Raw genomic sequence first — 24,392 nt, 5'->3', positions numbered from 1 at the left:
GGGGCCGATACCGCTGGGGGTGGTATCGGCCCCGCGCTTCGTGGTTTGCCGGTGCCCTCGTCGAAGCCGGTCGAGCCCAGTCGCCGGCAAAAACAATCAGGCGTGCTTGATTTTTCCGGCGGCCGGTGCGAGCCTGGGGCGGACGCAAGGAGGCGTGCGATGGCGGACCTCGGCGTGATCCTCGGTGATCTCGCGGCGGAAACACAGACGATCGACGACGTGGTGGCCGGCCTGCCCGCGTCGGACTGGGCGCGGCCGACCCCCGCCCAGGGCTGGACGATCGCGCACCAGATCGCGCATCTGGCCTGGACCGACGAGAAGTCGCTGATCTCGGCGGCGCATCCGGAGGACTGGCAGAACGAAGTCGAAAAACTGCTCCAGATCGGCGAAAACTACGTCGACGCGGGGGCGGTCGAGGGCGCCGGGAAGGCGCCCCGGCAGCTGCTCGAAGACTGGCGGACGGGCCGTACCGCGCTGGCGAACGCGCTGGCCGCCGTGCCCGAGGGACAGAAGCTGCCCTGGTACGGCCCGCCGATGAGCGCGGCCTCGATGGCCACCGCGCGCATGATGGAGACCTGGGCCCACGGCCAGGACATCTTCGACGCGCTCGGCCTGGTCCGCGAACCGACCATGCGGCTGTGGCACATCACCCGGTTCGGGACCCGCACCCGTGACTTCGCCTTCAAGCTTCACTCGCTCGCCCCGCCCGCCGAGGAGTTCCGGGTCGAACTGGCCGCGCCGGACGGCTCGACGTGGGTCTTCGGGCCGGAGGACGCCGAGCAGCGGCTCACCGGCAGCGCGGTGGATTTCTGCCTGCTCATCACGCAGCGGCGGCACCGCGACGACACCGATCTCGTCGCCACCGGGGACGGCGTCGACGAGTGGCTGGGCATCGCGCAGGCGTTCGCCGGACCGCCAGGGGCGGGCCGCAGGCCGGGGCAGTTTTCGTGAGCGCCCAGCCGCTGCGGATCGGGAACGCGTCCGGGTTCTACGGCGACCGGTTCTCCGCCGTGCGCGAGATGCTCACCGGCGGCCCGCTCGACGTGCTGACCGGGGACTACCTCGCCGAGCTGACCATGCTCATCCTCGGCAGGGACCGGCTGAAGGACCCGAACCGCGGCTACGCCAAGACGTTCCTGCGCCAGCTGGAGGAAAACCTGGCGCTGGCCAAGGAAAACGGCGTCAAGATCGTGGCCAACGCGGGTGGTCTCAACCCCTCCGGGCTGGCCGGCGCGCTGCGGGAGCTGGCCGCGAAACTCGGCGTCGACGTCTCGATCGCGCACGTCGAAGGCGATGACCTGATCGCCCGCGCCGACGAACTCGACCTCGGAAAACCCTTGACCGCCAATGCTTATCTCGGTGCCTGGGGCATTGTGGAGTGCCTGAACGCCGGTGCCGACGTCGTCGTGACCGGGCGCGTCACCGACGCCTCGGTGATCGTCGGGCCCGCCGCCGCGCACTTCGGCTGGGCCCGTGACGACTACGACGCGCTCGCGGGCGCGGTCGCCGCCGGGCACGTCATCGAATGCGGGACCCAGGCCACCGGCGGGAACTACGCGTTCTTCACCGAGCACACGATCGGCGTGCCGGGCTTCCCGATCGCCGAGATCGAGGCCGACGGTTCCAGCGTCATCACCAAACATCCCGGCACCGGCGGCGTCGTGAACGCCGGGACGGTCACCGCGCAGCTGCTGTACGAGATCGCCGGCGCCCGCTACGCCGGGCCGGACGTCACCACCCGCTTCGACACGGTCAGCCTCACCGAGGACGGGCCGGACCGGGTGCGGATCAGCGGGGCACGCGGCGAGGCGCCGCCCCCGACGCTCAAGGTGTGTCTCAACAGCCTCGGCGGCTTCCGCAACGAGACCACATTCGTCCTCACCGGACTGGACATCGAGGAAAAAGCCGCGCTGGTCAAGGAACAACTCGAAGGCGCTCTCAAGCAGCGACCCGCCGAGGTCAAGTGGACACTCGCGCGCACCGAGCACCCGGACGCCGACACCGAACAGCGGGCGAGCGCGCTGCTGCACGTCGCGGTCAAGGACGCCGACTCGAAGGTGGCGGGACGGGCCTTCAGCGGCGCCGCGATCGAGCTGGCACTGGCCAGTTACCCCGGGTTCCACGTCACCGCACCGCCTTCGGATGCCTCGCCGTACGGGCTGTACACCGCGTCCTATGTGGACGCCAAGGAAGTCCCGCACGTCGCGGTCCTCCCGGATGGGTCGCGGGTGGACATCGCCCCCGCCGCCGACACGCTCGTACTGTCCGAAGTGGAGGAACCGGAGCTACCGGAGCGGCTACCGGACGGGCCGGTGCGCCGAGTCCCGCTGGGCCGCGTGATCGGCGCGCGCAGCGGCGACAAGGGCGGCAACGCCAACCTCGGTGTCTGGGTACGGTCCGAAGAGGCCTGGCGGTGGTTGGCTCATCGCCTCACCGTGCAGGAGTTCCGCCTGCTGCTGCCCGAAACCGCGGACCTGCCGGTGACCCGGCATCTGCTGCCGAACCTGTGGGCGATCAACTTCGTCGTCGAAGGCATCCTCGGCGAGGGCGTCGCGTCGCAGGCACGGTTCGACCCGCAGGCCAAGGCGTTCGGCGAATGGCTGCGGTCACGGGAGATCGACATTCCGGAGGCGCTGCTGTGACTCTCGATCCTTTCCGGACACCCGAGCGCGACGAGCTGCGCAAGACCGTGCGCACGTTCGCCGAGCGCGAGGTCCTGCCGCACCTCGACGACTGGGAGCGCGACGGCGAACTCCCGCGTGAGCTGCACAAGAAGGCCGGGGACCTCGGCCTGCTCGGCGTCTCCTTCCCGGAGCCGGTGGGCGGTGGTGACGGCAACTATCTCGACTCGGTGGTCGTTGCCGAGGAAATGCACTACGCCGGCGGATCCGGCGGGCTGTTCGCCTCGCTGTTCACCTGCGGTATCGCGGTCCCGCACATCGCCGAGGCCGGGGACCCGGTGCAGATCGAACGCTGGGTCCGGCCGACACTGGCGGGCGAGAAGATCGGCTCGCTCGCGGTGACCGAGCCGGACGGCGGTTCCGACGTCGCGGGCATCCGCACCAGCGCGGTACGGGAGGGCGACGAGTACGTCATCAACGGTGCCAAGACGTTCATCACCTCGGGCTGCCGCGCCGACTTCGTGACCACCGTCGTGCGCACCGGCGGCGAAGGCGCGCACGGGCTTTCGCTCATCGTGGTCGAACGCGGGACACCCGGGTTCACCGTGTCGCGCAAGCTCGACAAGATGGGCTGGCTCTGTTCCGACACCGCCGAACTGTCCTATGTGGACGTACGGGTCCCGGTGGAGAACCGGATCGGCGCGGAGAACAGCGGATTCGCCCAGGTGGCCACCCAGTTCGTCGTCGAACGGCTCTCGCTGGCGGTGCAGGCTTACGCGCACGCGCAGCGGGCGCTCGATCTGACGCTGGACTGGTGCCGGCTGCGGGAGACCTTCGGGCGGCCGCTGATCTCCCGGCAGCTCGTGCAGCACAAGCTCACCGAGATGGCACGGAAGATCGACGTCGCCAGGACCTACACCCGCCAGATCGCCGTCCGCCACGTCTCAGGCGAGGAGGTCATCGCCGAAGCCTGCTTCGCCAAGAACACCGCGGTCGAGGCGGCGGAGCACGTGGTGAACGAGGCCGTCCAACTTCACGGTGGGCTCGGCTACATGCGGGAGTCCGAAGTGGAACGACACTACCGCGACGTCCGCATCCTCGGTATCGGCGGCGGCACCACGGAAATCCTCACCGGCCTCGCCGCGAAGCGATTGGGATACACCTCATGACGACACTGCGGTCCTCAGCGGACATCCGGTCCGGCGAGTTCGCGGCGAACCGCGAATCGATGCTGGAGAAGCTCGCCGAGATCGACGCCGAGCAGGCGAAGGCGGTGGCGGGCGGCGGCGAGAAGTACGTCGAGCGGCACCGCAAACGTGGCAAGCTCCTGGCCCGGGAACGGATCGAGCTGCTGCTCGACGCGGATTCGCCGTTCCTCGAACTGTCGCCGCTCGCGGCGTGGGGCTCGGACTACCGGGTCGGCGCGAGCCTCGTCACCGGCATCGGGGTCGTGGAGGGCGTCGAGTGCATGATCTCGGCGAGCGATCCGACAGTGAAGGGCGGCGCCAGCAACCCATGGACGGCCAAGAAGAGCTACCGCGCCGCGGACATCGCCGCGCAGAACCGCCTGCCGACGATCAACCTCGTCGAATCCGGTGGCGCGGATCTGCCCACGCAGAAGGAGATCTTCATCCCCGGCGGGCGGATCTTCCGCGACATCACGCGGGCCTCGGCCGCGGGCTGCCCGACGATCGCGCTGGTGTTCGGCAACTCCACCGCGGGCGGCGCGTACCTGCCGGGCATGTCCGACTACGTCGTGATGGTCAAGGAACGCGCGAAGGTGTTCCTCGGCGGGCCACCGCTGGTCAAGATGGCCACCGGTGAGGAATCCGACGACGAGTCGCTGGGCGGCGCCGAGATGCACGCCCGGACGTCCGGGCTCGCCGACTACCTTGCCGCCGACGAGGAGGACGCCATCCGCCTCGGCCGGAACATCGTCAAGCGGCTCAACTGGACCAAGCAGGGACCGACGCCGAAGCCGGACTACGCCGAGCCGCTGTACGACACCGAAGACCTGCTCGGCATCGTGCCGCCGGATCTCAAGAGCCCGTTCGACCCGCGCGAGGTGATCGCCCGCGTCGTCGACGGTTCGGACTTCGACGAGTTCAAGCCGCTGTACGGCTCCAGCCTGGTCACCGGCTGGGCGAGCATCCACGGGTACCCGGTCGGCATCCTTGCCAACGCCCAGGGCGTGCTGTTCAGCGAGGAGTCGCAGAAGGCCGCGCAGTTCATCCAGCTGGCCAACCAGATCGACACCCCGCTGGTGTTCCTGCACAACACGACCGGCTACATGGTCGGCAAGGAGTACGAGCAGGGCGGCATCATCAAGCACGGCGCGATGATGATCAACGCGGTGTCGAACTCGAAGGTGCCGCATCTGTCCGTCCTCATGGGAGCGTCCTACGGCGCCGGGCACTACGGGATGTGCGGCAGGGCCTACGATCCGCGGTTCCTCTTCGCGTGGCCGAGCGCGAAGTCCGCGGTGATGGGCGGGGCGCAGCTGGCCGGTGTGCTGTCCATTGTGGCCCGCGCGGCCACCGAGAGCCGGGGCCAGGAGTACAACGAGGAGAACGACAAGGCCATGCGCGCGATGGTCGAGGGACAGATCGAAGCCGAGTCGATGCCGATGTTCCTGTCCGGCATGCTCTACGACGACGGCATCATCGACCCGCGGGACACCCGGACCGTGCTCGGGCTCGGGCTTTCCACCATCCACAATGGACCAGTGAAGGGCGCCGAGGGCTTCGGCGTCTTCCGGATGTAAGGGCGGCGTTCGAAGTGATTCAGAACCTGCTGGTCGCCAACCGCGGCGAAATCGCCCGCCGCGTGTTCCGGACCTGCCGCGACTCCGGGATCGGCACCGTCGCGGTGTTCTCCGACGCCGACGCCGGGACACCGCACGCGACCGAGGCCGACGTCGCCGTCCGCCTGCCGGGCAATGCCCCTTCCGAGACGTACCTGCGTGCCGATCTGCTCGTCAAGGCCGCCGCCGGCAGCGGCGCGGACGCGATCCACCCTGGGTACGGGTTCCTGTCCGAGAACGCCGCGTTCGCCCGTGCCGTCCTCGACGCGGGGCTGACCTGGGTCGGGCCGCCACCGGAAGCCATCGCGACGATGGGCTCCAAAGTGGAGTCCAAGCGGCTGATGGCGGCCGCCGGGGTTCCCGTACTGTCCGAACTGGACCCTGGCGAGGTCACCGAGGCCGATCTTCCCTTGCTGGTCAAGGCGTCCGCCGGTGGCGGCGGACGCGGCATGCGTGTGGTCCGGAAGCTGGACGAGCTCGCGGAAGCCGTCGAGAGCGCCCGTGCCGAGGCCGGTTCGGCCTTCGGCGATCCGACCGTGTTCTGTGAGCGGTACCTGGAGACCGGGCGGCACATCGAGGTCCAGGTACTGGCCGACACGCACGGCACGGTATGGGCGCTGGGGGAGCGGGAATGCTCGATCCAGCGGCGGCACCAGAAGGTCGTCGAGGAGGCGCCGTCCCCGCTCGTGGACGCCGCGATGCGCGAGGAGCTGTTCGAGGCGGCCCGCAAGGCGGCCAAGGCGATCGACTACGTCGGCGCCGGGACGGTCGAATTCCTCGCCGGGCCGGACGGCCGGTTCTACTTCCTGGAGATGAACACCCGGCTGCAGGTCGAGCACCCGGTGACCGAATGCGTCACCGGCACCGATCTCGTCGCGTTGCAGCTGCGCGTCGCCGAAGGCGCCCGGCTGCCCGCCGACCCGCCGCCGACCACCGGGCACGCCATCGAGGTCCGGCTCTACGCCGAAGACCCCGCCGAAGGCTGGCAGCCGCAGAGCGGAACACTGCACCGCTTCGATCTGTCCGATGTGGACCGTGAATTCGAGCACGGTCCCGGGCTGCGGCTCGACTCCGGTTTCGTGAGCGGGTCCGTCGTCGGCGTGCACTACGACCCGATGCTCGCCAAGGTGATCGTCTGGGCGCCGGACCGCGCCTCGGCGGCCCGGCGGCTGGCGAAGGCACTGGCCGGCGCGAAGATCCACGGCGTCGTCACCAACCGCGAGCTGCTGGTGAACATCCTGCGGCACGACGCCTTCCTCGCCGGGGAAACCGACACGGCGTTCTTCGATCGGCACGGGCTCGACGTCCTCGCGAAGTCACTGGCCACAGTGGACACGGAACGGCTCTCGGCACTCGCGGCGGCACTGGCGGACGCGGCGGGTAACCGGGCCGCCGCGACGATGTGGAGCAGGCTGCCCAGCGGCTGGCGCAACGTCCGCTCCGCGGGCCAGCGTAAGCGATTCTCCGCCGGGGACAACGAGTACGAGGTCGTCTACACGCTGACGAGGGACGGCCTGCGTGCCGAGGGCTACGACGACGTCACGCTCGTCAGTGCCGAGCCGGAACGTGTCGTCCTCGACGTCGCGGGTGTCCGGCGCACCTTCGACGTCGCACGCTACGGCGATAAGTCCTATGTGGACTCTGTGCTGGGGCCCATCGCGCTGAGCGTCGTGCCGCGCTTCGCCGACCCGGACGCCGCGCTGGCGGCGGGATCGCTCGTCGCGCCCATGCCGGGCACGGTGGTGCGGCTGGGCGCTCGGGTCGGCGACACCGTGGCGGCGGGGGATCCGGTGCTGTGGCTGGAAGCGATGAAGATGGAACACCGGATCACCGCCCCCGCCGACGGGGTGGTGACCGCACTTCCGGTGACGGTCGGGCAGCAGGTCGAAGTGGGCACGGTTCTGGCAGTGGTGGGAGACGAAGCGGTGGGAGACGGGGCATGACGATGAACTTCACCGAACCCGAGGAGCGGACCGAGCTCCGCAAGGCGGTGGCGGAGCTGGGGAAGAAGTACGGCGGCGAGTACTACATGAAGCAGGCTCGCGCCGGCGCCAAGACCGACGAGCTGTGGCACGAGGCCGGGCAGCTCGGCTACCTGGGCGTCAACCTGCCCGAGGAGTACGGCGGCGGGGGTGCCGGCATCGCCGATCTCGCGGCGGTGCTGGAGGAACTGGCCGCGGCGGGCTGCCCGCTGCTGCTCATGGTGGTGTCCCCGGCCATCTGCGGCACGGTGATCTCCCGGTTCGGCACCGAGGACCAGAAGAAGACGTGGCTGCCCGGCATCGCCGACGGCAGCAGGCGGATGGTCTTCGCGATCACCGAACCGGACGCCGGGTCCAACTCGCACCGGATCACCACCACCGCCAAGCGCGACGGCGACGGCTGGATCCTCAGCGGCCGCAAGGTCTTCATCTCCGGTGTCGACGAGGCCGACGCGGTCCTCATCGTCGGACGCACCGAGGACGCCAAGACCGGCAAGCTCAAGCCCGCGCTGTTCATCCTCCCCACGGACGCGCCCGGCTTCGAGTACACGAAGATCCCGATGGACATCGTGGCGCCGGAGAACCAGTTCTCGCTGTTCCTCGACGACGTCCACCTGCCCGCCGAGGCGCTGGTCGGCGAGGAGGACGCGGCGATCGCGCAGCTGTTCGCCGGGCTCAATCCGGAACGCATCATGGGCGCGTCGTTCTCCCTCGGCATCACCCGCTACGCGCTCGACAAGGCCGTGGGCTACGCCAACCAGCGACAGGTCTGGGGCGTCCCGATCGGCTCGCACCAGGGGCTCGCGCATCCGCTCGCGGAGATCAAGGTCGAGCTGGAACTGGCGAAGCTGATGACGCAGAAGGCCGCGACGCTGTACGACTCCGGTGACGACTTCGGCGCGGGGGAGTCGGCGAACATGGCGAAGTACGCCGCCGCCGAAGCCGCGATCCACGCCGTGGACCAGGCCGTGCAGACCCACGGCGGCAACGGCCTCGCCACCGAGTACGGCCTCGGCACGCTGCTGACGTCGGTGCGGCTGGGGCGGATCGCGCCGGTGAGCCGGGAGATGGTGCTCAACTTCGTCGGCCAGCACAGCCTCGGCCTTCCCAAGTCGTACTAGGAGCCGCTTTGTCTACTTTGGACGGTAAGACCATCATCATGTCCGGCGGCAGCCGGGGCATCGGCGAGGCCATCGCGCTGCGCGCGGCCCGCGACGGCGCGAACGTCGCGCTGCTGGCGAAAACCGCCGAACCGCACCCGAAACTGCCCGGCACGATCCACACCGCGGCCAAGGCGATCGAGGAGGCGGGCGGGCACGCGCTGCCCATCGTCGGCGACGTCCGCGACGACGAGGGCGTCGCCGCGGCCGTCGCGAAGACCGTCGAGCAGTTCGGCGGGATCGACATCGTGGTGAACAACGCGAGCGCGATCGACCTGACCCCGACCGAGGCCGTCAGCATGAAGCGCTACGACCTCATGCAGGACATCAACGCCCGCGGCACGTTCCTGCTCTCGAAGCTCGCCATCCCGCACCTGCGCGCCGCGGCGAACCCGCACGTGCTCACGCTGTCGCCGCCGATCAGCCTCGACGAGAAGTGGTTCACCGCCGGGCATCTGGCCTACAGCATCGCGAAGTACTCGATGAGCCTGGTGACCGTCGGCCTGGCCGCGGAACTGAAAAAGGACGGCATCGCGGCCAACTCGCTGTGGCCGAGGACCACGATCGACACCGCCGCGATCCGCAACGTCGTCGGTGCCGAGCTGGCCTCGCGCAGCCGCACGCCGGAGATCATGGCCGACGCCGCGCACGTGGTCCTGACCAAACCGAGCCGCGAGGTCACCGGGAACTTCTTCATCGACGACGAGGTGCTGGCCGCCGAGGGCGTCACCGACTTCGCGAAGTACCGCATCGGGGGCTCCGAGGAGGATCTGCAGCTCGACTTCTGGGTCGAGCCGTCCTGATGCTGCGGGAACCCCAGCGCGAAACCCCGCGCGAACCCCAGCAGGAACGCAGCCGGACGACGCGGCGGCGGCTCGTCGAGGCCGCCGTCGACTGCCTGGCCGAGCGGGGCTGGAACGGCGTCACCGTCGGCGTGATCGCCGAACGGGCCGGGGTCTCCCGAGGTGCGGCGCAGCACCATTTCCGCACCCGGGAGGACCTGGTCGCCGCCGCGGTGGAGATGCTGGGCGAGGCCCAGATCGACGAGCTGCGCGCGCAGGCCGCCGACGTGCCCGAAGGGGCATCGCGGTTCCAGCACGTCGTCGACATGGTGCTGAACATTTACACCGGAACGATGTTCCGCGCCGCGCTCCAGCTGTGGGTGGTGGCCTCCACCGACGCGTCGCTGCGCGCGACCCTGGTGCCGCTGGAGGCCAGGGTCGGGCGGGAAGCGCACCGGGTGACCGTCGAACTCCTCGGCGTCGACGAGTCGCGGCCCGGCGTCCGCGAACTGGTCCAGGCCACTCTCGATCTCGGGCGTGGCCTCGGCCTGGCGAACCTGCTGACCGACGACACCCGCAGGCGCCGCCGCGTCGCCCGCGAATGGGCGCACACCCTGGAGGAGAAGCTGGCAGGAACCGGACCTGTCCCGGAAACGTCTGAAAAACTGGCTAACACCAATGGCCCAATGAGCGATAACTCAGGGTAAGTGCCACACGAGGAAGGTCAGTCCGGTGTCCGGATCTGGGGAAACAGTCGAGCTCACCCACCGCGCGATCGCGATGTTGAAGGCGGTGGCAGCCGGACGGGCGACGATGTCGTGCAGCTGTGAACCGGACCTGTTCATCGACGGTTTCGCCTGCTGCGATCAGATGACCGCGCACGCGCTGGCCCACGCCGGGTACATCCGTCCCGCCACCGAGACCGCCACCGGCTGGGTGCCCGCCACGCTGACCGAGGCGGGCCAGGCCGCGATCGCGGTCAAGGTCGCGGCCTGAGCCGACCCGTCACGGGCGCTCCCCGGCGGCGGCGAGGACGTCGAGGATCGCCCGCGTGACGTCGTCCGGCCGGTCGGTGTGCAGCGAGCTGTGCCCGCCGCTGTCCAGGACCACGTGCTTGCCGCCGGGCGCCGCCACTTCGCCGTAGAGACGCAGCTTCGCGTCATTCTGCGCGGCGAGGTCCTCCTCCGACAGGAACAGCGCCTGGCCGGGGTCGATGCCGAGCGCGGTGACGACGGCGAGCGGAACGTCGGGAACCGGCCCGCCGTCGCGCAGTTCCCCGGTGACGGCGAGGGCGGTCCGATTCTCCTCCATGCCGCGCAGCAGCAGGGCGGGGTCGAGATGCCGGGTGACCGCCTGCTCGCGGAGTTCGTCCGGCCATTCCGCGAAGGCCCTGGCGAAGATGCCGCGGAAGTGCTCGACCAGTTCGTCGGTGAACTCCGGCATGGACTCGCTCGCCGGAGCCTGGGTGGACAGGCGCAGCGGCTCCGGCATGACCCGGTCCCAGTCCTCGTGCAGGGGCTCGAGCAGCACCAGCCCGGCGACGAGCTCCGGGTGACGTTGCGCGAACCGGCGGGCGTACGCACCGCCGAGGGAGTGGCCCACCAGCACGTACGGCACCGGGATTTCCGCTGTGCCCAGGAGTTCGACCAGTTCGTCGACGACCTGGGCCGCGGTGCGCGGCCAGTTCGCCGCCTCGCTCCAGCCGGTGCCGCCGCGGTCGTAGAGCACCGACGTCGTGTGCCCGGCGAGGCGCCGGTGCAGGTTCCAGTAGTCCAGGCCGGTGAGCCCGGCGCCGGGCAGGAACACCACGCTCGGCGCGCCTTCCCCCGCCCGGTCGAGCATCAGCTGCCTGCCGTGCACGCGGTAGTACCGGCCGATGGGCGGGTGCTGTGGCGACATCGGGTCCCTCCCTCATTGATCTCGATGGTGAGAATGATATCAGTTATGAGATCATTGCCGCGTGGACACCATGACGCTGCTCCTGCACCCGGTCCGGCTGCGCATCGTGCAGGCCGTCGCCGACGAGCGGGTCTTCACCACCGCGCAACTCTGCGACCGGCTCCCCGACGTGTCCAGGGCGACCGTCTACCGGCAGCTTGCGCTGCTCGCCGACGGCGGCCTGGTCGAAGTGGCAGGCGAGCAACGGATCCGCGGCGCCGTCGAGCGCAGTTACCGGCTCCGGCGCGGCCACGCGGTCATCCCCGCCGAGGAGGCCGCCCGGATGACCGCCGACGAGCACCGGCGCGGGCTCGCCGCGGTCGTCGCGTCGCTGCTCGCCGAGTTCGACGTCTATCTCGCCCGCGACGGTGCCGACCCGTTCACCGACGGCGTCTCGTACAAGCAGTTCTCGCTCTGGCTCGACGAGGAGGAACGCGCGAGCCTGACCGCGGAGGTCCGCGCGGCCATCGCGGCGCGGGTCGGCAACCGGCCGCGAACGGGACGGACCCGGCACCTGCTCGCGCCGATCTTCTTCCCGGCGGAGCCGGGGCCGCCGTCCTGACCGCGGCGCGACCCGCCGGATGGCGGAGCAGTGATCTCGCCCTCACTCGTTCGGCCCAGCGATCGCGGGAGATCTTTTCTGTTCAGCTCCGGTACCACGACAAACGCGGACGGCGGGCGGACAAGAACTGTCAACGCCCCTTCCCCCGCAGGCCCAGGGCCGGAACCGGACCACCACGGCCTCGTGGATCATGATAAAAAACGGGCCCCGATCCGTTCCGTGGCAAGGCGAAGGGTGAGGCGAGAAGTCGTGAGCGCGGCAGCCCCCATCCGCCGTCGTACCCGGATTCCCGGCTGTGTCCCGACTTTTCGCCTACCGCGACTCAGGAGTTCGTGAGCCCTCGTGCAGAGTAAAGATGAGTCCGGCAAGGCATACGACAAGTCGATCCGCAAGAGGCTTACGCGCACTGTTCTCATCCCCAGTGTGACGCTGCTGGTGCTGTGGACCGCGGTCTCGTCGTACTTCTTCATCAACGGCCTGTATGTGCGGCTGGTCGCGGTGTCCGTGCGCGAGGTGTCGATCCCCGCGGTCACCGCGCTGTCGTCGCTGCAACAGGAACGCCAGGCCGCCCTGCGCTACCTGGACAATCCCGCCGGCGGCCAGTCGCGGTTGCAGGCACAGCAGAAGAGCACCGACGAGAAGCTGGACGGGTTGCGCGCGGCGCTGGACTCGGCGATTTCCACCGCGCCCGACGAGATCGCCACCAAGGTCACCGCGCTGAAGCGCCAGTTCGAGCAGCTGCCGGTGCTGCGCTCGCAGGTCGGCTTCCGCAGCATCGACCGCGCTCAGGTCAACGGCTACTACAACGGCGTGCTGGACACCGCGGCGAACCTGTTCGACACCCAGGCGCGCGTCGTGCCCGACGCCACGGCGGTGCAGGGCGCGATCTCCGCGACCTCGGTCTTCCGCGCCGGCGACCTGATGTCGCGCGAGACGTCGCTGGTGTCCTCGGCTTTCACGGCGGGCACGTTCGCCCCCGACGACTTCCTCCAGTTCACCCAGCTGTCCGGCTTCTACCGCACCCAGCTGAGCCAGATCGCGCCGTTCCTCGAACCGGAAATGCGCGACCGCTACCAGGCGCTGGTGGCGAGCGACGCCTGGAAACGGTTGGAGAACAGCGAAAACCTCCTGGTCAAACACGGCCCGTGGGCACGCGGCGAGCAGAACACCGTGCCGGTCACCGAGTCCGATTGGGACAGTGCGACCACCCAGGTTTCCCGCGCCCTCACCGATCTGACCATCGGGCAGGCCGACAAGGTCTCCGCCGCCGCGATCGACGACGGGAACGCCCAGCTGCGCAACGCGATCATCGGCAGTGTGATCGCGCTGCTCGCCTCGCTCGCGGCGATCATCGTCGCGGTGCGGGTGTCCCGCTCGCTCGTCGACCGCGCGCTGATGACGCGTCTCGAACGCCTGCGCGCCGACTCGCTCGACCTCGCCCGCAACCGCCTGCCCGGCATCGTGGACCGGCTCAAGAACGGCGAACCCGTCGATCTGTCGGAGGAACTGCCCCGGCTCGACCACGGCCGCGACGAGATCGGCCAGGTGGCCGAGGCGTTCAACGTCGCCCAGCTGACCGCCGTCAACGCGGCGGCGAGCGAGGCGAAGGCTCGCAGCGGTGTGCACAACGTGTTCCTCGGTATCGCGCACCGCAACCAGGTCCTGGTCCACCGGCAGCTGCAGATCCTCGACGAGATGGAGAGCAGGGAGGAGAACTCGACCCAGCTGGCCTCGCTGTTCCAGCTCGACCACCTCGCCGCCCGTGCGCGCCGCACCACCGAGAACCTGATCATCCTCGGCGGCAAGCAGCCCGGCCGCCGCTGGCGCAAACCGGTGTCCCTGATGGAGGTGCTGCGCGCCGCGGTGTCGGAAACCGAGCAGTACTCCCGGGTCCAGGTCGACCAGGTCGCGGACGTCGCGATCGTCGGGTCGGCCGTCGCCGACACCATTCACCTGATCGCCGAGCTGGTCGACAACGCCACGTCGTTCTCGCCGCCCGGATCCCCGGTCGAGGTGACCAGCCGGGAGGTCGCCCGCGGCGTAGTGGTCGACGTCTCCGATCAGGGGCTCGGCATGAAGGAAGGCATCCGCGAGTGGGCCAACGCGATGATGGCCGAGGCCCCCGAATTCGACGCGATGGCCCTGCGCGCGGACTCCAGCCTCGGGTTGTTCGTGGTGGCACGCCTGGCATCCCGGCTCGGGATCACCGTCACGTTCGACATCTCGCGCTACGGCGGCACCCGTGCCACGGTCCTGGTCCCCACCCGGCACCTTGCCGGGGAACAACCGGAGGAACCGGACGGAGCGGAGCCGGGGAACGGATCGACGCAGGAGGACACCGTGGTCGTCGAGCCGGTGGGCGCCCCGAGTCCCACCCCACGGAAGCGGGAGCGCGAATCCCATTCGTTCACCGGCCAGATCCCGGTGGTGCGGGAGACGAAGCCACGGCCTTACCCGGCACACGCGCTGACCCCGCCCGATGCTTCCGTTGCCGAAGCGAGCGACGCCGCACCGGACGCCGCGAGCGCGGAATCCGCCGACGATCGGCCCCGGCTGCCCCGGCGCGAACCGCAGCAGAATCTCGTCGCCCAGCTCCAGGACGATCCCGACGAGGGCGGCTTGTTCGACGGGGGTGGCGCCAGCGAGGCGACCGCGCGCACGTTGACCGCCTTCCACAAGGGAACTCGCAGGGGGCGCGCCGAGACCGACGAAGCCTAGCGCCGCGGGCACCCCGGAAAGTCCACAAAGGAACGTCCACAGAGGAAAGTCAAGGTCTGTTCGCATGAACGAGTACGGGAACTCCAAACCCGATCTCAACTGGCTTCTCGACGACGTCGTCAGCCGTGTCGTCGGCGTGCAGAACGCCATCGTGCTGTCCGCCGACGGGCTGCTGATGGGCAAGTCGGCGGGGATGAGCAAGGACGACTCGGACCAGCTCTCGGCGATCGCGTCGAGCCTGCAGAGCCTCGCGAAGGGGGTGAGCAGGCAGTTCAACCGCGGGCAGGTGCTGCAGAACATGATCGAGATGGAGCGCGGGTACTTCTTCGTCTCCGCCGCCGGGCAGGGCGCCTGCCTCGCCGTGCTCGCCGGGGAGAACACCGACGTCGAGATGATCGCCTACGAGATGAGCCGCCTGGTGAAACGGGTCGGCGACTATCTGACCATCGGCCCGCGCGAGGCCGCTACGGTGCTGCGGGAGGCCACGTGAGCGACGCTTGCGAGCGAACCATGGATGTCATGCGCCAAAAGGGATTCAACACTGTCTCGCGGAGCGAGGCGATCGCGTGAGCGACGCTTGCGAGCGAACCATGGATGTCATGCGCCAAAAGGGATTGAACACTGTCTCGCGGAGCGAGGCGATCGCATGAGCGGCGAGATCAGCTGGTACGACGAGGCCGCCGGGCCGCTGGTACGGCCCTACACCATCACCAGCGGCCGGACGCCGTCCGAGCAGGCGTGGCTCGACCTGTCCACCCAGGTGATGACGCTGAAGTCCGCGCAGGAGCCGGTGGGGCTGGGGCCCGAGCACACCGCGATCGTGCGGTTGTGCCGCGAACCGTTGTCGGTCGCGGAAATCGCGGTGTTCGTGAAGCTGCCGCTCGGCGTCGTCCGGGTGCTGTGCGGTGACCTGATCGAACGCGGCCTCGTCCTCACCCGTTCCCCGTCGCGGCAGCCGTTGCACGCGCCGGACCACGAGACTCTTCAGGCGGTGCTCGATGGCCTCATCAAGCTCTGAGGGCAAGGGGATGGACATGATCCCCGTGCCGGTCAAGATCATCGTGGCCGGTGGGTTCGGGGCGGGGAAAACGACGCTGGTCGGTTCGGTCAGCGAGATCCCGCCACTGTCCACAGAGGAGGTACTGACCGAAGCCAGCGACGGCGTCGACGATCTGTCCGGATTGGACCGCAAGAAGACCACCACCGTCGCGCTCGACTTCGGCCGGATCACCATCTCGACGCGGCACGTGCTGTACCTGTTCGGCACCCCGGGCCAGGAACGCTTCTGGTTCATGTGGGACGACCTGGCGCGCGGCGCGATCGGGACCATCGTGCTCGTGGACACCCGGCGGCTGGAATCCAGCTTCGCCGCCATCGACTTCTTCGAACGCCGCAAGATTCCCTTCATCGTCGCGGTGAACTGCTTCGACGGCGCGCCCCGCTACACCGCCGACGAGGTCCGCGAGGCCCTCGTCATCCCGGACCGGGTGCCGATCGTGATGTGCGACGCGCGCGACCGCGATTCCAGCAAGATCGTGCTGATCCGCCTGGTGAAACACGCCATGGCCGCCGCCCCGGTACGCGCCTAGAACGTCGGCTCGCGTACTGGGAAGGTCGGTTCACGTCCCCAGGGAGTCGGTTCACGAACCGACTCCCTGGGGACGCCATCCGACCATCCGGGTACGTGAGTTCGCTGGTGGGGTCAGGCGGGGGCCATGCGGAGGTTGAAGTGGCGCAGGATCTTCGGGGCCTCGACGATGCGGTAGCCGGGGACTTGTTCCGGGTTTTTGGCGATGTCGGCGAGTACGTCGGCGACGTAGTCGTAGTGGGCCTGCGTGTAGACCCGGCGTGGGAGGGCGACGCGGACGAGTTCGAACGGCGCGGGCGTCACGAGTTCGTTGTCGTCGTCCAGGGTGCCAAGGTAGAGCGAACCCAGTTCGACACACCGGATCCCGCCCGCCAGATACAGTTCGCAGGCCAGCGAGTGCCCGGGGAACCGGTTCGCCGGGATGTGCGGCAGCAGCCGCCCGGCGTTGAGGTAGAGCGCGTGGATCCCGGCCGGGCGCACGATGTCCACGCCCGCGGCGGCGGCCTGCTCGGCCAGCCGTGCGGCGTCCGCCGCGCGGGCGGCGAGGTAGTTCGGGTCGAGCACCTCGAGCACACCCTTGGCGACGCGGTCGAGGTCGTGTGCGCCGAGACCGCCGTAGGTCCGGAACCCCTCGGTGGCGATGAGGTTCGTTTCGCAGCGTTGCGCCAGTTCGCCGTCGTTCAGCCCGATGAACGCGCCCATGGGGGAGATGCCGTCCTTCTTCAGGCTGGCGACACAGCCGTCGACGAGGCCGAACGCCTCTTCGGCGACCTCGCGGGGCGTGCGGCCCTGGTAAGCGCTTTCCCGCTGGGTCACCAGCCAGGCGTTTTCGGCGAACCGCGCGGCGTCGAGGAAAATCGGCACGTTGTGCGCGCGGCACAGCCTGCTCGCCGCGGTGAGGTTGGCCATCGACACCGGCTGCCCGCCGCCGCCGTTGTTCGTGATGGTGATCAGCACCATGCCGATCCGGTGTTTCTCCGGACCGGTCAGCAGCCGCTCCACGGCGTCGAGATCGATGTTGCCCTTGAACGGCTCGTCGCTGTCCAGATCGGCGAACTCGGCGCACGGCAGGTCCCGCGCCTCGGCGCCCAGCAGCTCGACGTTCGCCCTCGTGGTGTCGAAATGCGTGTTGCTCAGCGAAATCCTGCCCGCCGCGAGCACGCTCGAGAACAGGACGCGCTCCGCGGCCCGGCCCTGGTGGACGGGCAGGACGTACGGGTAGTGCGTCAGCTCGCTCAGCGCGGTACGGAAGCGGTGGAAGGAATCGGAACCGGCGTACGAGCGGTCCGCGGCGGCCGCGGCGGCCTCCTGGGCGGTGGACACCGCGCCGGTGCCCGAGTCGGTCAGCAGGTCGATGGTGACCATGTTCGCCGGCAGGTTGAACGCGTTGTAGCCGGCCTCGGCGAGCGCGCGTTCCCGCTCCGCGCGGGTGGTGATCGGGATTTCGGCGACGACCTGGGCGCGATAGGGCGGGAAGGTGTGCAATTCAGTTCCTTAATAAACGGAGGCTGTAATAGACGGAGTCTTAATTGGCGGGAACGGGGTGGCAGGTTGTCAACGTTGTCAGCTTGGTTCGCCGAGCAAGGTGCGGCGCCCCGGTGGCATGACCTGATAGGCCTCGGAGGACAGATATACGGTAATTCCGGCGCCGATATCTCCTAACCGAAGCGAAACGTGCGCGATCAGACCAACGCCGTGTCTCAGTGGCCTTTCCGTGACCGCGTCGATGGCTTTGTCCAGTATCGTTCCATCGAGGTCGTACTGCGCCATGATGGCCAGTACCCTGGCGCGGGCCACTTCGTCGTCGGGGACGTAGCTTCGAATGGGGAGGTAGAGACTGTAATTGCTGGGACGGCCTTCGTCTCCCTCGACGAAGGAATAGCTCGAGATGAGCGGCCGCCCCTCGAACGGCCCTTTTCCGCCGCCGAGCACGGCGCAGAATTCGCGGATGTGCAACGGGTCGACGCCGGGTACGAGCTCGGCGGCACGCTCGACGTCGGCGGACTCGGCGGCCTCGTGCGAGACGTACACCTTGACCCGTGACAGCGGGCCGCCGTCGAGGTCCAGCGCGAAGAAGGCGAAGTTGTCCAGTTCCCCGCGGGGCAGTGCGTGCTCGATGACCGGATCGAAGGCGGCGTCGATGCCCAGCCGCCGGAAACCCTCGTTGACCAGGGAATCAGCCATGGTGGGACCGCTGATCTGCGGATTGAGGTAGACCTTGATCTTGGGTTCGTGGCCGGGCCGGAAGATCAGCGAGTACCACATCGTGAACGGGCCCTGCCGTTCCTCGTGGGGGAGGAACAGGTCGGCGATCGCGTCCAGCCTGCGGGTGTCGAGCCGGTACGGTTCCGCGACGGTCCCGAGGAACTCGCCCGGTGTTCTGGCCCCGACGTTTTCCCCGAGTACTCTCACCACGTATTCGCCGGTCGCGTCGAAAGCGAGGGAGAATTCGATCGGGGTAGTGTCGTCGGCTACGTTCGAATTCCACCCCGGTGGCGTCGCGACGCTGTTTTCGCCGCCGGGTCCGAGTAAACCTTCGAGCAGTTCCAGATGCCGCCGGTCCTTTCCGTCGAAACCGGCCACCCGGCAAAGCCGGTCAAGTTGTCCGCCGGTGTGTTCGTAGAGTGACAAATCCGTTGTCGACACACCCGCTCTGGCCATGGTAGTGCGCTCACCGCTCATTCGTGCTGTCGGCCCGGACCGCGCCGCCGTGATCCGGTGGCGCGGTTTCGAGGTCGTCACGAGATTAAACGGTGCATTCTCCGAAGCGCTACCCCAGGCGCCGGGACGTCGTGATGATCACGTGGTTCCCCAGCGTGCGTTCGCCTCGGCAAGTTCACCTGAACATCATCTGGACAGAATGACGAACTGTCGCTAGTGGACCCGGCGGTCTGTCGTCGCCGGACCCCGTCGTGCACGGACGGTGTCCATTGTGGCTCGCGATCTTCGGGGAAGATGTGACCAAGAACACGTGTCCGGAGGCCGCGCGAGGCCGTGCCTGACATGCCGGGCGACGCGTCAGGTACGGCCCCGCGCGGCGGGTCTCAGCCGGTGTAGCCTGCCACGATCTTGGTGAAGTCGTACTTGCCCTGGGAGATCCCGCTGCATTCGCCGCCGCCGGAGCAGTCGCGGTTGGTGGCCCAGAAGGTGAACCGGGCCAGGTGGTGACCGGCCGCGTAGTCCCGGATCGCCTTGAAGTTCGCGACCGTGACGACTTCTCCCGCGTTGTCGGTCTTGCCGTTCATCGAGGACAGTCCACTGTGCCGGTAGGCCACGTCGTCGTTCCAGCCGAACGTCGTCTTGAGCTGGTTCTTCAACCCGTCGACCGCGCTCTTCGTGTGCGCGGCCATGTCCCCGCCGTTCGAGAAGTCGAAGGGCATGACCGACCACACGTCGACGTTCGCGCCGATCGCCTTGGCCTGGTTGATGAGCCGTTTGCCCCAGGTGTTCGGGCCGGTGGTCTCGGTGCCGATGGTGATCACCACGCGCAGCCCGGGATTCTTCTGCTTGGTGAGCTTGACGGCGTTGAGGATGCGGTCCTGCACCGCCGCGTTCTCGAACTCGTCGGTGTTCTCGATGTCGAGGTCGATGGCCTTGAGCTTGTAGGCGTCGATCACCTTCTGGTACGCGCCGGCGAGCGCGCTCGCCGAGCTGCACTTGGCGCCGAGCTTCGTGCCGGACCAGCCGCCGAAGGAGGGGATGACGTCCCCGCCCGCGGACCGGATCTGGTTGATCATCGTGGCGTCCGAGCCGGTCAGCGCGCGGGTGCCGTCCCATTTGGGGGTGCAGCCGCCGTCCGACAGCATGAACGCGAGAGTAAACGCTTTCACGCCGGTCGCGGACATGGCCGCGGAGGCGCTCGTCTGACCGCCCCATTGGTAGAGGTAGGGCGAGGCGAGCACGGGATCCGGGGCCGCGCTCGCGGCGGGGGCGAGGCCGACCGCGGTGACGGCCGCCGCACCGGCGGCAGCCGCGAGGGTGGCCAGGCGACGCAGGGTTTTCATAGGCCCTCCAACGAGTTCACGCACCTCGACGGGCGTGCTGGGGTGGAGCGCCTCCGGTGCCTGATGCGGCGGGATCAGCAGGAGGTCACTGTGTGCTCACACACCGTGGACTAGACCAATGTGCTTGTCAACGCTCCCGATGAGAGGGAAGCCGCGTACTCGACGTGCCCGCCCGGCTGCGGCGCGTGGCGGTGTGACCAGGACAGATGCCCCTGAAGGCGGAGTGACACCAGCCGGGGCGACCGGCTACTTTGCCGTGATGGTGGGGGAATCCGCGATGGCAGCCGGGAACGGGCGCCGTCGCGGCCGGGTCCCGCTGATCGCCGGGGCCGCGGACTGGGCGCTGTGGCGGCTGCCGCGCCGCGGGCTGGTCTGGTATCTCCTCGCCGTCGACGTCGTGGCCGTGGCGGGCACCGCGCTCGCCGCAGTCCGGTTCCCGCCGTCTCGGCCGGTCCTGCTGCCGTTCGTCGTGCTCCTCGCCGGATTACTGGTCTGCGCGGAGCTGTGCCGGACAGTCGAGCGGGTTCGGGTGGACGTCCTTGACTCCGGCATCGACCTTCCGTGGATCTTCGCCGGTGTGCTGATCCTGCCGCCAGGGCCCGCCGCCGGGCTGGTCGTGATCTCGGGCGCGTATCGCTGGCTCCGCGTGCGTCGCCGGCTGCCGCACCGGCAGGTTTTCGGTGTGGCCGCGACGGTCTGCGCGGCGGTGCTCGCGTCCGCGTTCCTCGGTCTCACCGTGGGCGATCCGCTGTCCGGGATCGGCGCCGATTCCCGCGTCGTCGGGCTGATTTTCGCGTCGGGCCTGGTGTTCTTCCTGGTCAATGCCGCTCTGGTGCGCGTGCTCGGCGCCGCGGCGCCGTCCGGGTACGCCTTCGACGCGGCGATGGTCGCGCTGGGTGTCGTCCTCGCTGTGGTGCTGGTGGGTGCCCCGCTCCTGGTGCCGCTGCTCGCCGGTGCCGTCGTGGTCCTGCACCGCGGTTCGCCTGCCCGGGGGCGCGGAGAGGTCACGCTCGACTCGCTCACCGCGGTGCTCACCGCCGAATCCTGGCGGGAGGCGGCGAAAGCGGAGGCCGCCCGGCTGCGGCGAGGTCCCGGCGCGGCCGCGCTGCTGCTGGACCTCGACCGTTTCGGTCAGCTCAACGACTGGCACGGCCGTGGGATCGGCGACGCCGTGCTGCGCGCGGTCGCCGACGCCCTGCGTGCCGAGGTCCGTTCGGCCGATCTCGTCGGACGTTCGGGTGGCGGGGAGTTCGTGGTCCTGCTGCCCGCCACCGGCCGGTTCGACGCGCTGGCCATCGCGGAACGGTTGCGGCTGCGGGTGGCGGCCACCGCCGTTTCGCTCAAGTCGGCGGGCGACGCGCCGCAGTTCGCCGGGACGACCGTGTCGATCGGGGTGGCCGCGCTTCCCGGTGACGGGGACACTCTTGACGATGTCCTCGCGGCGGCGCGGGGAGCGCTGGGCCGCGCGAAGCGGTCCGGGCGGAATCGGACTGTGTGTGCCGAGACCGGTCCGGCCGCTTAGCCGACGGTGATGGCGTCGAGCTTTTCGCGGAGGTAGTCGGCGGCGATGACGTCCGGATACGCCGTGTGGCCGATCGGCGGGCCCAGTGAGGTGATGCGGGCGTCGTGATCGGTCTCGTAGAAGAAGATCAGCGACACCAGGTCCTCGTCGGGGGCGTTCGCGTCGGGCGGGAGGACGCGGTGGCGGGTGGAGCGCCAGCGGCCGCCGGTCCAGCGGGCCATCAGGTCGCCGATGTTGACGGTGAACGCCGCCGGGTCGAACGGCGCGTCCTCCCATCGCCCGTCGGACGTGCAGACCTGCAGCCCGCCCAGCCCGGCCTGGCGGTCGAGCACGGTCACGGTCCCGAAGTCGGTGTGCGGGCCGATGCGGAACTGGTCCGGCGCCGGCGTTCCGACGTGGGTCATCGGCGGGTACCAGTTGACGTTGAAGGTGTACGTCGGGTGGCCGGTGTGCCGGGTGAAGTGGTCTACCTCCAGGGAAAGCGCGACGGCGAACGCCGTCAGCAGTTCGTCCGAAAGGGCGCGCATGCGTGCCATGTACTCGTTCGCGGCGGCCTCGAGTTCCGGGACCTCGGCGGGCCAGACATTGCGCTGGAACCAGAAACCGTCGATGGCCGGGTTTCCGACGCCGGTGTCGGCGCCGGACGAGTACGACTCCTTGAGATCCGGCGGGGTCTCGGTGCCTTCGGCGTAGCCGTTCGCTTCGGCACCCGGCGGCAGCCAGCCACGACCGCCCACGGAAACCGCGTACCGCTGTTTGACGTCTTCGGGCAGCGCGAAGAACCGGCGTGCCAGTTCCCGAGTCCTGGCGCGCAGTTCGTCGGGGACGCCATGACCGGTGACGAGCAGGAAACCCGAATCCCGCAGCGCGCGGTCGAGTTCGGCGGCGACCGCGGCGCGGCCGGACGGGGTGCCCTCGAACCAGGGGGAGAGGTCGACGAGCGGAACGGACGACGGCATGGCGGCCCCTCAGTGACTGTCCGAAATGGATTCTTCGACGCCGATGTCCTCGAACCACAGTTCCGGGTGCTCGGCGATGAACGCGGTCATCAGCGCGACGCACTCGGCGTCGTCGAGCAGGGTGATCCCGACGCCGTTTTCGGCGAGCCAGTCGTGGCCGCCGTGGAACGTCGTGGCTTCGCCGATGACGACGTGGCCGATACCGAACTGCCGGACCAGTCCGCTGCAGTACCAGCACGGCGAGAGTGTCGTGACCATGATCGTGTCGCGGTAGTGCGGGCGGCGCCCGGCGGCGCGGAACGCCGCGGTCTCGGCGTGCATCGAGGGGTCGCCGTCCTGGACACGCCGGTTGTGCCCGCGGCCGAGCAGCGCGCCGCCGGTGGTGAACAGGGCGGCGCCGATCGGCACCCCGCCCTCGGACTTGCCCAGCAGGGCTTCCTCACGGGCGACGGCGAGCAGTGGCGCGGGGTCGAGTTCCTGCATGTGCCCACTCTCCGGTGCCGGGGAGCCGCTGGCAAGCCGGTGGGGGCCGGCCTGCGCCAAGGGGCACGTCCGGTCGAGGCGGGCGTGCCCCTCCTGAGGGAACGCGGGTCAGCAGTTGGCGTTCGTGGACTGGGCGCGGGTGTCCCACGCCGGGTTGCTGTCCGGTCCGTCGATCTCGACGTTGTTGACGTACCAGTAGTAGTGGCCGTAGTAGGGGCTGCCGAAGTGCAGTTCGTAGGTACCGCGGACCTTGGTGCGCATCGGCGCGGCGTAGATGTTCACCGCCTGGCGCGGACCGACGTCCTGCCGGATCTCGTCGGCCTTCGTGCTCGACCAGGTCCATTCGTGCCCGTACGACGCCTTGAAGCCGAGTTCGAAGCTCTTCCCGATCTTGACGTTGGCGCTGATCTCGACGCCGATACTGTTCGTCGTGCTCTGGGAGGACTCCCAGCGGATGACCCGCGTCGAGTTGCTCCCGGAGCAGTTCGTCGCGCCACCGGCGAGCTGGTACTGACCCCGGTACACCTGCGGGGAACCGGACGGGTGGAAGTCGCACACGTCGGTGCGGCCCTGGTTGCACTGGTCGAGCAGCTGCCGGACGGTCGGCTCGTCCTGAGTGGACGCCGCCGCGATACCCGGGGCCGCCGCCGTGGCCGCGACGGCGGCGAGGCTCGCCGCGAGGATTCCCGCTTTTCTGGTGGTATTGCGCATTTCTCTCCTCGTCTCAGCTGAGGCCGACGGTGACGGCCTGGTTGTCGATCTGGCTTCCCACGTCCGGGACGTTCCCGGTGTACGGGCCCTCGCGGGAGTTGTCCTCGCGGTAGAGCCAAACCCAGCAGTTCGCCCAGGACTGCACCGAGGAGATCCGCTTGCGCCAGAACCCTTGCAGATCGAGCCACCAGTCGACCTTGTCGTCCTTGACGCACGGTTTCGGGACGGTGATGGTCAGCGAAGCGCCGCCGTAACTCGGCTGATCGAACACCGTCGCGCCGATGACGTCACCGGAAACGCTCGCCAGTTGTCTGCCGTGGACGGTGGCTTCGGAGACGCTCCGGTAACAGCTGAGATTCTTCGAACCGGCCGAGTAGACGCAGTGTTCCGCCGCGGGCGCGGCGGAGGCGGCAGGGGTCAGCGTCATGGCGAGAACGGCGGCGGAGCCGGCCAGCACCGCCATTCGCTTTCTTCCGGTCTTTCCCGGGGAAATCCTCATCGCGGGCAGGCTCCTTTCCACGAGGCGGATACCTCGTGACCTGGGTCGATCACCGTGACG

Annotated in this window: 23 protein-coding genes; 15 read left to right on the top strand and 8 right to left on the bottom strand. The window is 69.1% G+C overall.

Going from position 1 to position 24,392, the window contains the following annotated elements:
• Positions 1 to 159: 159 nt before the first annotated feature.
• From ACFWY9_RS13240 to ACFWY9_RS13200, 9 genes are read left to right on the top strand one after another with little or no spacing between them, the layout of a single operon-like run.
• Complete coding sequence (locus ACFWY9_RS13240) at positions 160 to 951, top strand: TIGR03084 family metal-binding protein (protein ID WP_378338951.1); 792 nt, start codon at positions 160 to 162, stop codon at positions 949 to 951.
• Positions 948 to 2,642, top strand: a complete 1,695-nt coding sequence (locus ACFWY9_RS13235; RefSeq protein ID WP_378326206.1) for an acyclic terpene utilization AtuA family protein — start codon at positions 948 to 950, stop codon at positions 2,640 to 2,642. The genes ACFWY9_RS13240 and ACFWY9_RS13235 overlap by 4 nt, the downstream gene beginning before the upstream one ends.
• Positions 2,639 to 3,790 carry an acyl-CoA dehydrogenase family protein gene (locus tag ACFWY9_RS13230; RefSeq protein WP_378326205.1) on the top strand — a complete coding sequence of 384 codons (1,152 nt, stop codon included), beginning with the start codon at positions 2,639 to 2,641 and terminating at the stop codon, positions 3,788 to 3,790. The genes ACFWY9_RS13235 and ACFWY9_RS13230 overlap by 4 nt, the downstream gene beginning before the upstream one ends.
• Positions 3,787 to 5,385, top strand: a complete 1,599-nt coding sequence (locus ACFWY9_RS13225) for an acyl-CoA carboxylase subunit beta (RefSeq protein WP_378326204.1) — start codon at positions 3,787 to 3,789, stop codon at positions 5,383 to 5,385. Before ACFWY9_RS13230 ends, ACFWY9_RS13225 begins: the two co-directional genes overlap by 4 nt.
• Positions 5,386 to 5,399: 14 nt before the next feature.
• The gene (locus tag ACFWY9_RS13220; protein ID WP_378326203.1) at positions 5,400 to 7,367 is read left to right on the top strand and encodes an acetyl/propionyl/methylcrotonyl-CoA carboxylase subunit alpha; all 1,968 of its coding nucleotides are present in this window, start codon (positions 5,400 to 5,402) and stop codon (positions 7,365 to 7,367) included.
• 2 nt (positions 7,368 to 7,369) lie between these two features.
• Positions 7,370 to 8,527, top strand: a complete 1,158-nt coding sequence (locus ACFWY9_RS13215) for an acyl-CoA dehydrogenase family protein (protein ID WP_378326219.1) — start codon at positions 7,370 to 7,372, stop codon at positions 8,525 to 8,527.
• Between the two features lie 8 nt (positions 8,528 to 8,535).
• A complete protein-coding gene (locus ACFWY9_RS13210) occupies positions 8,536 to 9,369 on the top strand; it encodes an SDR family oxidoreductase (RefSeq protein WP_378326202.1) in 834 nt (277 codons plus the stop codon).
• Complete coding sequence (locus ACFWY9_RS13205) at positions 9,369 to 10,055, top strand: TetR/AcrR family transcriptional regulator (protein ID WP_378326201.1); 687 nt, start codon at positions 9,369 to 9,371, stop codon at positions 10,053 to 10,055. The genes ACFWY9_RS13210 and ACFWY9_RS13205 overlap by 1 nt, the downstream gene beginning before the upstream one ends.
• A 25-nt stretch (positions 10,056 to 10,080) precedes the next feature.
• Entirely contained in the window at positions 10,081 to 10,344 is a 264-nt protein-coding gene (locus ACFWY9_RS13200; RefSeq protein WP_378326200.1) for a hypothetical protein, read from the top strand.
• Between the two features lie 9 nt (positions 10,345 to 10,353).
• Here ACFWY9_RS13200 and ACFWY9_RS13195 read toward each other — a convergent pair whose 3' ends face one another.
• Positions 10,354 to 11,247 carry an alpha/beta fold hydrolase gene (locus ACFWY9_RS13195; protein ID WP_378326198.1) on the bottom strand — a complete coding sequence of 298 codons (894 nt, stop codon included), beginning with the start codon at positions 11,245 to 11,247 and terminating at the stop codon, positions 10,354 to 10,356.
• Between the two features lie 70 nt (positions 11,248 to 11,317).
• On the opposite strand from ACFWY9_RS13195, the gene ACFWY9_RS13190 reads away from it, so the two are divergent.
• The 5 genes from ACFWY9_RS13190 (at position 11,318) to ACFWY9_RS13170 (ending at position 16,155) form a co-directional block, all read left to right on the top strand.
• Positions 11,318 to 11,848: a helix-turn-helix domain-containing protein gene (locus tag ACFWY9_RS13190; protein ID WP_378326218.1), complete on the top strand. Its 531-nt coding sequence runs from the start codon at positions 11,318 to 11,320 to the stop codon at positions 11,846 to 11,848.
• A gap of 342 nt (positions 11,849 to 12,190) precedes the next feature.
• A complete protein-coding gene (locus ACFWY9_RS13185) occupies positions 12,191 to 14,566 on the top strand; it encodes a nitrate- and nitrite sensing domain-containing protein (RefSeq protein WP_378326197.1) in 2,376 nt (791 codons plus the stop codon).
• Between the two features lie 64 nt (positions 14,567 to 14,630).
• Entirely contained in the window at positions 14,631 to 15,056 is a 426-nt protein-coding gene (locus ACFWY9_RS13180; RefSeq protein WP_378326196.1) for a roadblock/LC7 domain-containing protein, read from the top strand.
• Positions 15,057 to 15,212: 156 nt separating this feature from the next.
• Positions 15,213 to 15,584, top strand: a complete 372-nt coding sequence (locus tag ACFWY9_RS13175; protein WP_378326194.1) for a DUF742 domain-containing protein — start codon at positions 15,213 to 15,215, stop codon at positions 15,582 to 15,584.
• Between the two features lie 16 nt (positions 15,585 to 15,600).
• On the top strand, positions 15,601 to 16,155 hold the full coding sequence (locus ACFWY9_RS13170; protein WP_378326193.1) for an ATP/GTP-binding protein: 555 nt from the start codon (positions 15,601 to 15,603) through the stop codon (positions 16,153 to 16,155).
• A gap of 113 nt (positions 16,156 to 16,268) precedes the next feature.
• On the opposite strand, the gene ACFWY9_RS13165 is transcribed toward ACFWY9_RS13170, so the two are convergent.
• The 3 genes from ACFWY9_RS13165 to ACFWY9_RS13155 form a co-directional block, all read right to left on the bottom strand.
• On the bottom strand, positions 16,269 to 17,639 hold the full coding sequence (locus ACFWY9_RS13165; RefSeq protein ID WP_378326192.1) for a tryptophanase: 1,371 nt from the start codon (positions 17,637 to 17,639) through the stop codon (positions 16,269 to 16,271).
• Between the two features lie 78 nt (positions 17,640 to 17,717).
• On the bottom strand, positions 17,718 to 18,815 hold the full coding sequence (locus ACFWY9_RS13160; RefSeq protein WP_378326191.1) for a tryptophan dimethylallyltransferase family protein: 1,098 nt from the start codon (positions 18,813 to 18,815) through the stop codon (positions 17,718 to 17,720).
• A gap of 383 nt (positions 18,816 to 19,198) precedes the next feature.
• A complete protein-coding gene (locus ACFWY9_RS13155) occupies positions 19,199 to 20,158 on the bottom strand; it encodes a chitinase (protein ID WP_378326189.1) in 960 nt (319 codons plus the stop codon).
• Between the two features lie 259 nt (positions 20,159 to 20,417).
• Between ACFWY9_RS13155 and ACFWY9_RS13150 the strand changes: the two genes are divergently transcribed.
• Positions 20,418 to 21,680: a diguanylate cyclase gene (locus ACFWY9_RS13150; RefSeq protein WP_378326188.1), complete on the top strand. Its 1,263-nt coding sequence runs from the start codon at positions 20,418 to 20,420 to the stop codon at positions 21,678 to 21,680.
• Here ACFWY9_RS13150 and ACFWY9_RS13145 read toward each other — a convergent pair.
• The 4 genes from ACFWY9_RS13145 to ACFWY9_RS13130 form a co-directional block, all read right to left on the bottom strand.
• Positions 21,677 to 22,639, bottom strand: coding sequence for an isopenicillin N synthase family dioxygenase (locus tag ACFWY9_RS13145; RefSeq protein ID WP_378326187.1), 963 nt, complete (start codon positions 22,637 to 22,639; stop codon positions 21,677 to 21,679). The two genes, ACFWY9_RS13150 and ACFWY9_RS13145, sit on opposite strands and share 4 nt — an antisense overlap.
• 9 nt (positions 22,640 to 22,648) lie before the next feature.
• Entirely contained in the window at positions 22,649 to 23,122 is a 474-nt protein-coding gene (locus ACFWY9_RS13140; protein ID WP_378326186.1) for a nucleoside deaminase, read from the bottom strand.
• Positions 23,123 to 23,230: 108 nt separating this feature from the next.
• On the bottom strand, positions 23,231 to 23,833 hold the full coding sequence (locus ACFWY9_RS13135) for a hypothetical protein (RefSeq protein ID WP_378326185.1): 603 nt from the start codon (positions 23,831 to 23,833) through the stop codon (positions 23,231 to 23,233).
• A 13-nt stretch (positions 23,834 to 23,846) separates the two neighbouring features.
• On the bottom strand, positions 23,847 to 24,332 hold the full coding sequence (locus ACFWY9_RS13130) for a hypothetical protein (protein ID WP_378326184.1): 486 nt from the start codon (positions 24,330 to 24,332) through the stop codon (positions 23,847 to 23,849).
• Between the last annotated feature and the right edge of the window lie 60 nt (positions 24,333 to 24,392).

The sequence above is a fragment of the Amycolatopsis sp. NPDC059027 genome, from assembly GCF_042739735.1.
Classification (GTDB): Bacteria; Actinomycetota; Actinomycetes; order Mycobacteriales; family Pseudonocardiaceae; genus Amycolatopsis.
Note: the sequence above shows the minus strand (reverse complement) of the source record. Positions and strands in the feature narration are given on the sequence as shown.

Coding starts and splice junctions, on each gene's coding strand:
- ACFWY9_RS13240 (WP_378338951.1), top strand. CDS start 160: ATGGCGGACCTCGGCGTGATCCTCGGTGATCTCGCGGCGGAAACACAG.
- ACFWY9_RS13225 (WP_378326204.1), top strand. CDS start 3,787: ATGACGACACTGCGGTCCTCAGCGGACATCCGGTCCGGCGAGTTCGCG.
- ACFWY9_RS13215 (WP_378326219.1), top strand. CDS start 7,370: ATGAACTTCACCGAACCCGAGGAGCGGACCGAGCTCCGCAAGGCGGTG.
- ACFWY9_RS13205 (WP_378326201.1), top strand. CDS start 9,369: ATGCTGCGGGAACCCCAGCGCGAAACCCCGCGCGAACCCCAGCAGGAA.
- ACFWY9_RS13195 (WP_378326198.1), bottom strand. CDS start 11,247: ATGTCGCCACAGCACCCGCCCATCGGCCGGTACTACCGCGTGCACGGC.
- ACFWY9_RS13190 (WP_378326218.1), top strand. CDS start 11,318: ATGACGCTGCTCCTGCACCCGGTCCGGCTGCGCATCGTGCAGGCCGTC.
- ACFWY9_RS13180 (WP_378326196.1), top strand. CDS start 14,631: ATGAACGAGTACGGGAACTCCAAACCCGATCTCAACTGGCTTCTCGAC.
- ACFWY9_RS13175 (WP_378326194.1), top strand. CDS start 15,213: ATGAGCGGCGAGATCAGCTGGTACGACGAGGCCGCCGGGCCGCTGGTA.
- ACFWY9_RS13170 (WP_378326193.1), top strand. CDS start 15,601: ATGATCCCCGTGCCGGTCAAGATCATCGTGGCCGGTGGGTTCGGGGCG.
- ACFWY9_RS13160 (WP_378326191.1), bottom strand. CDS start 18,815: ATGGCCAGAGCGGGTGTGTCGACAACGGATTTGTCACTCTACGAACAC.
- ACFWY9_RS13155 (WP_378326189.1), bottom strand. CDS start 20,158: ATGAAAACCCTGCGTCGCCTGGCCACCCTCGCGGCTGCCGCCGGTGCG.
- ACFWY9_RS13150 (WP_378326188.1), top strand. CDS start 20,418: ATGGTGGGGGAATCCGCGATGGCAGCCGGGAACGGGCGCCGTCGCGGC.
- ACFWY9_RS13145 (WP_378326187.1), bottom strand. CDS start 22,639: ATGCCGTCGTCCGTTCCGCTCGTCGACCTCTCCCCCTGGTTCGAGGGC.
- ACFWY9_RS13140 (WP_378326186.1), bottom strand. CDS start 23,122: ATGCAGGAACTCGACCCCGCGCCACTGCTCGCCGTCGCCCGTGAGGAA.
- ACFWY9_RS13135 (WP_378326185.1), bottom strand. CDS start 23,833: ATGCGCAATACCACCAGAAAAGCGGGAATCCTCGCGGCGAGCCTCGCC.
- ACFWY9_RS13130 (WP_378326184.1), bottom strand. CDS start 24,332: ATGAGGATTTCCCCGGGAAAGACCGGAAGAAAGCGAATGGCGGTGCTG.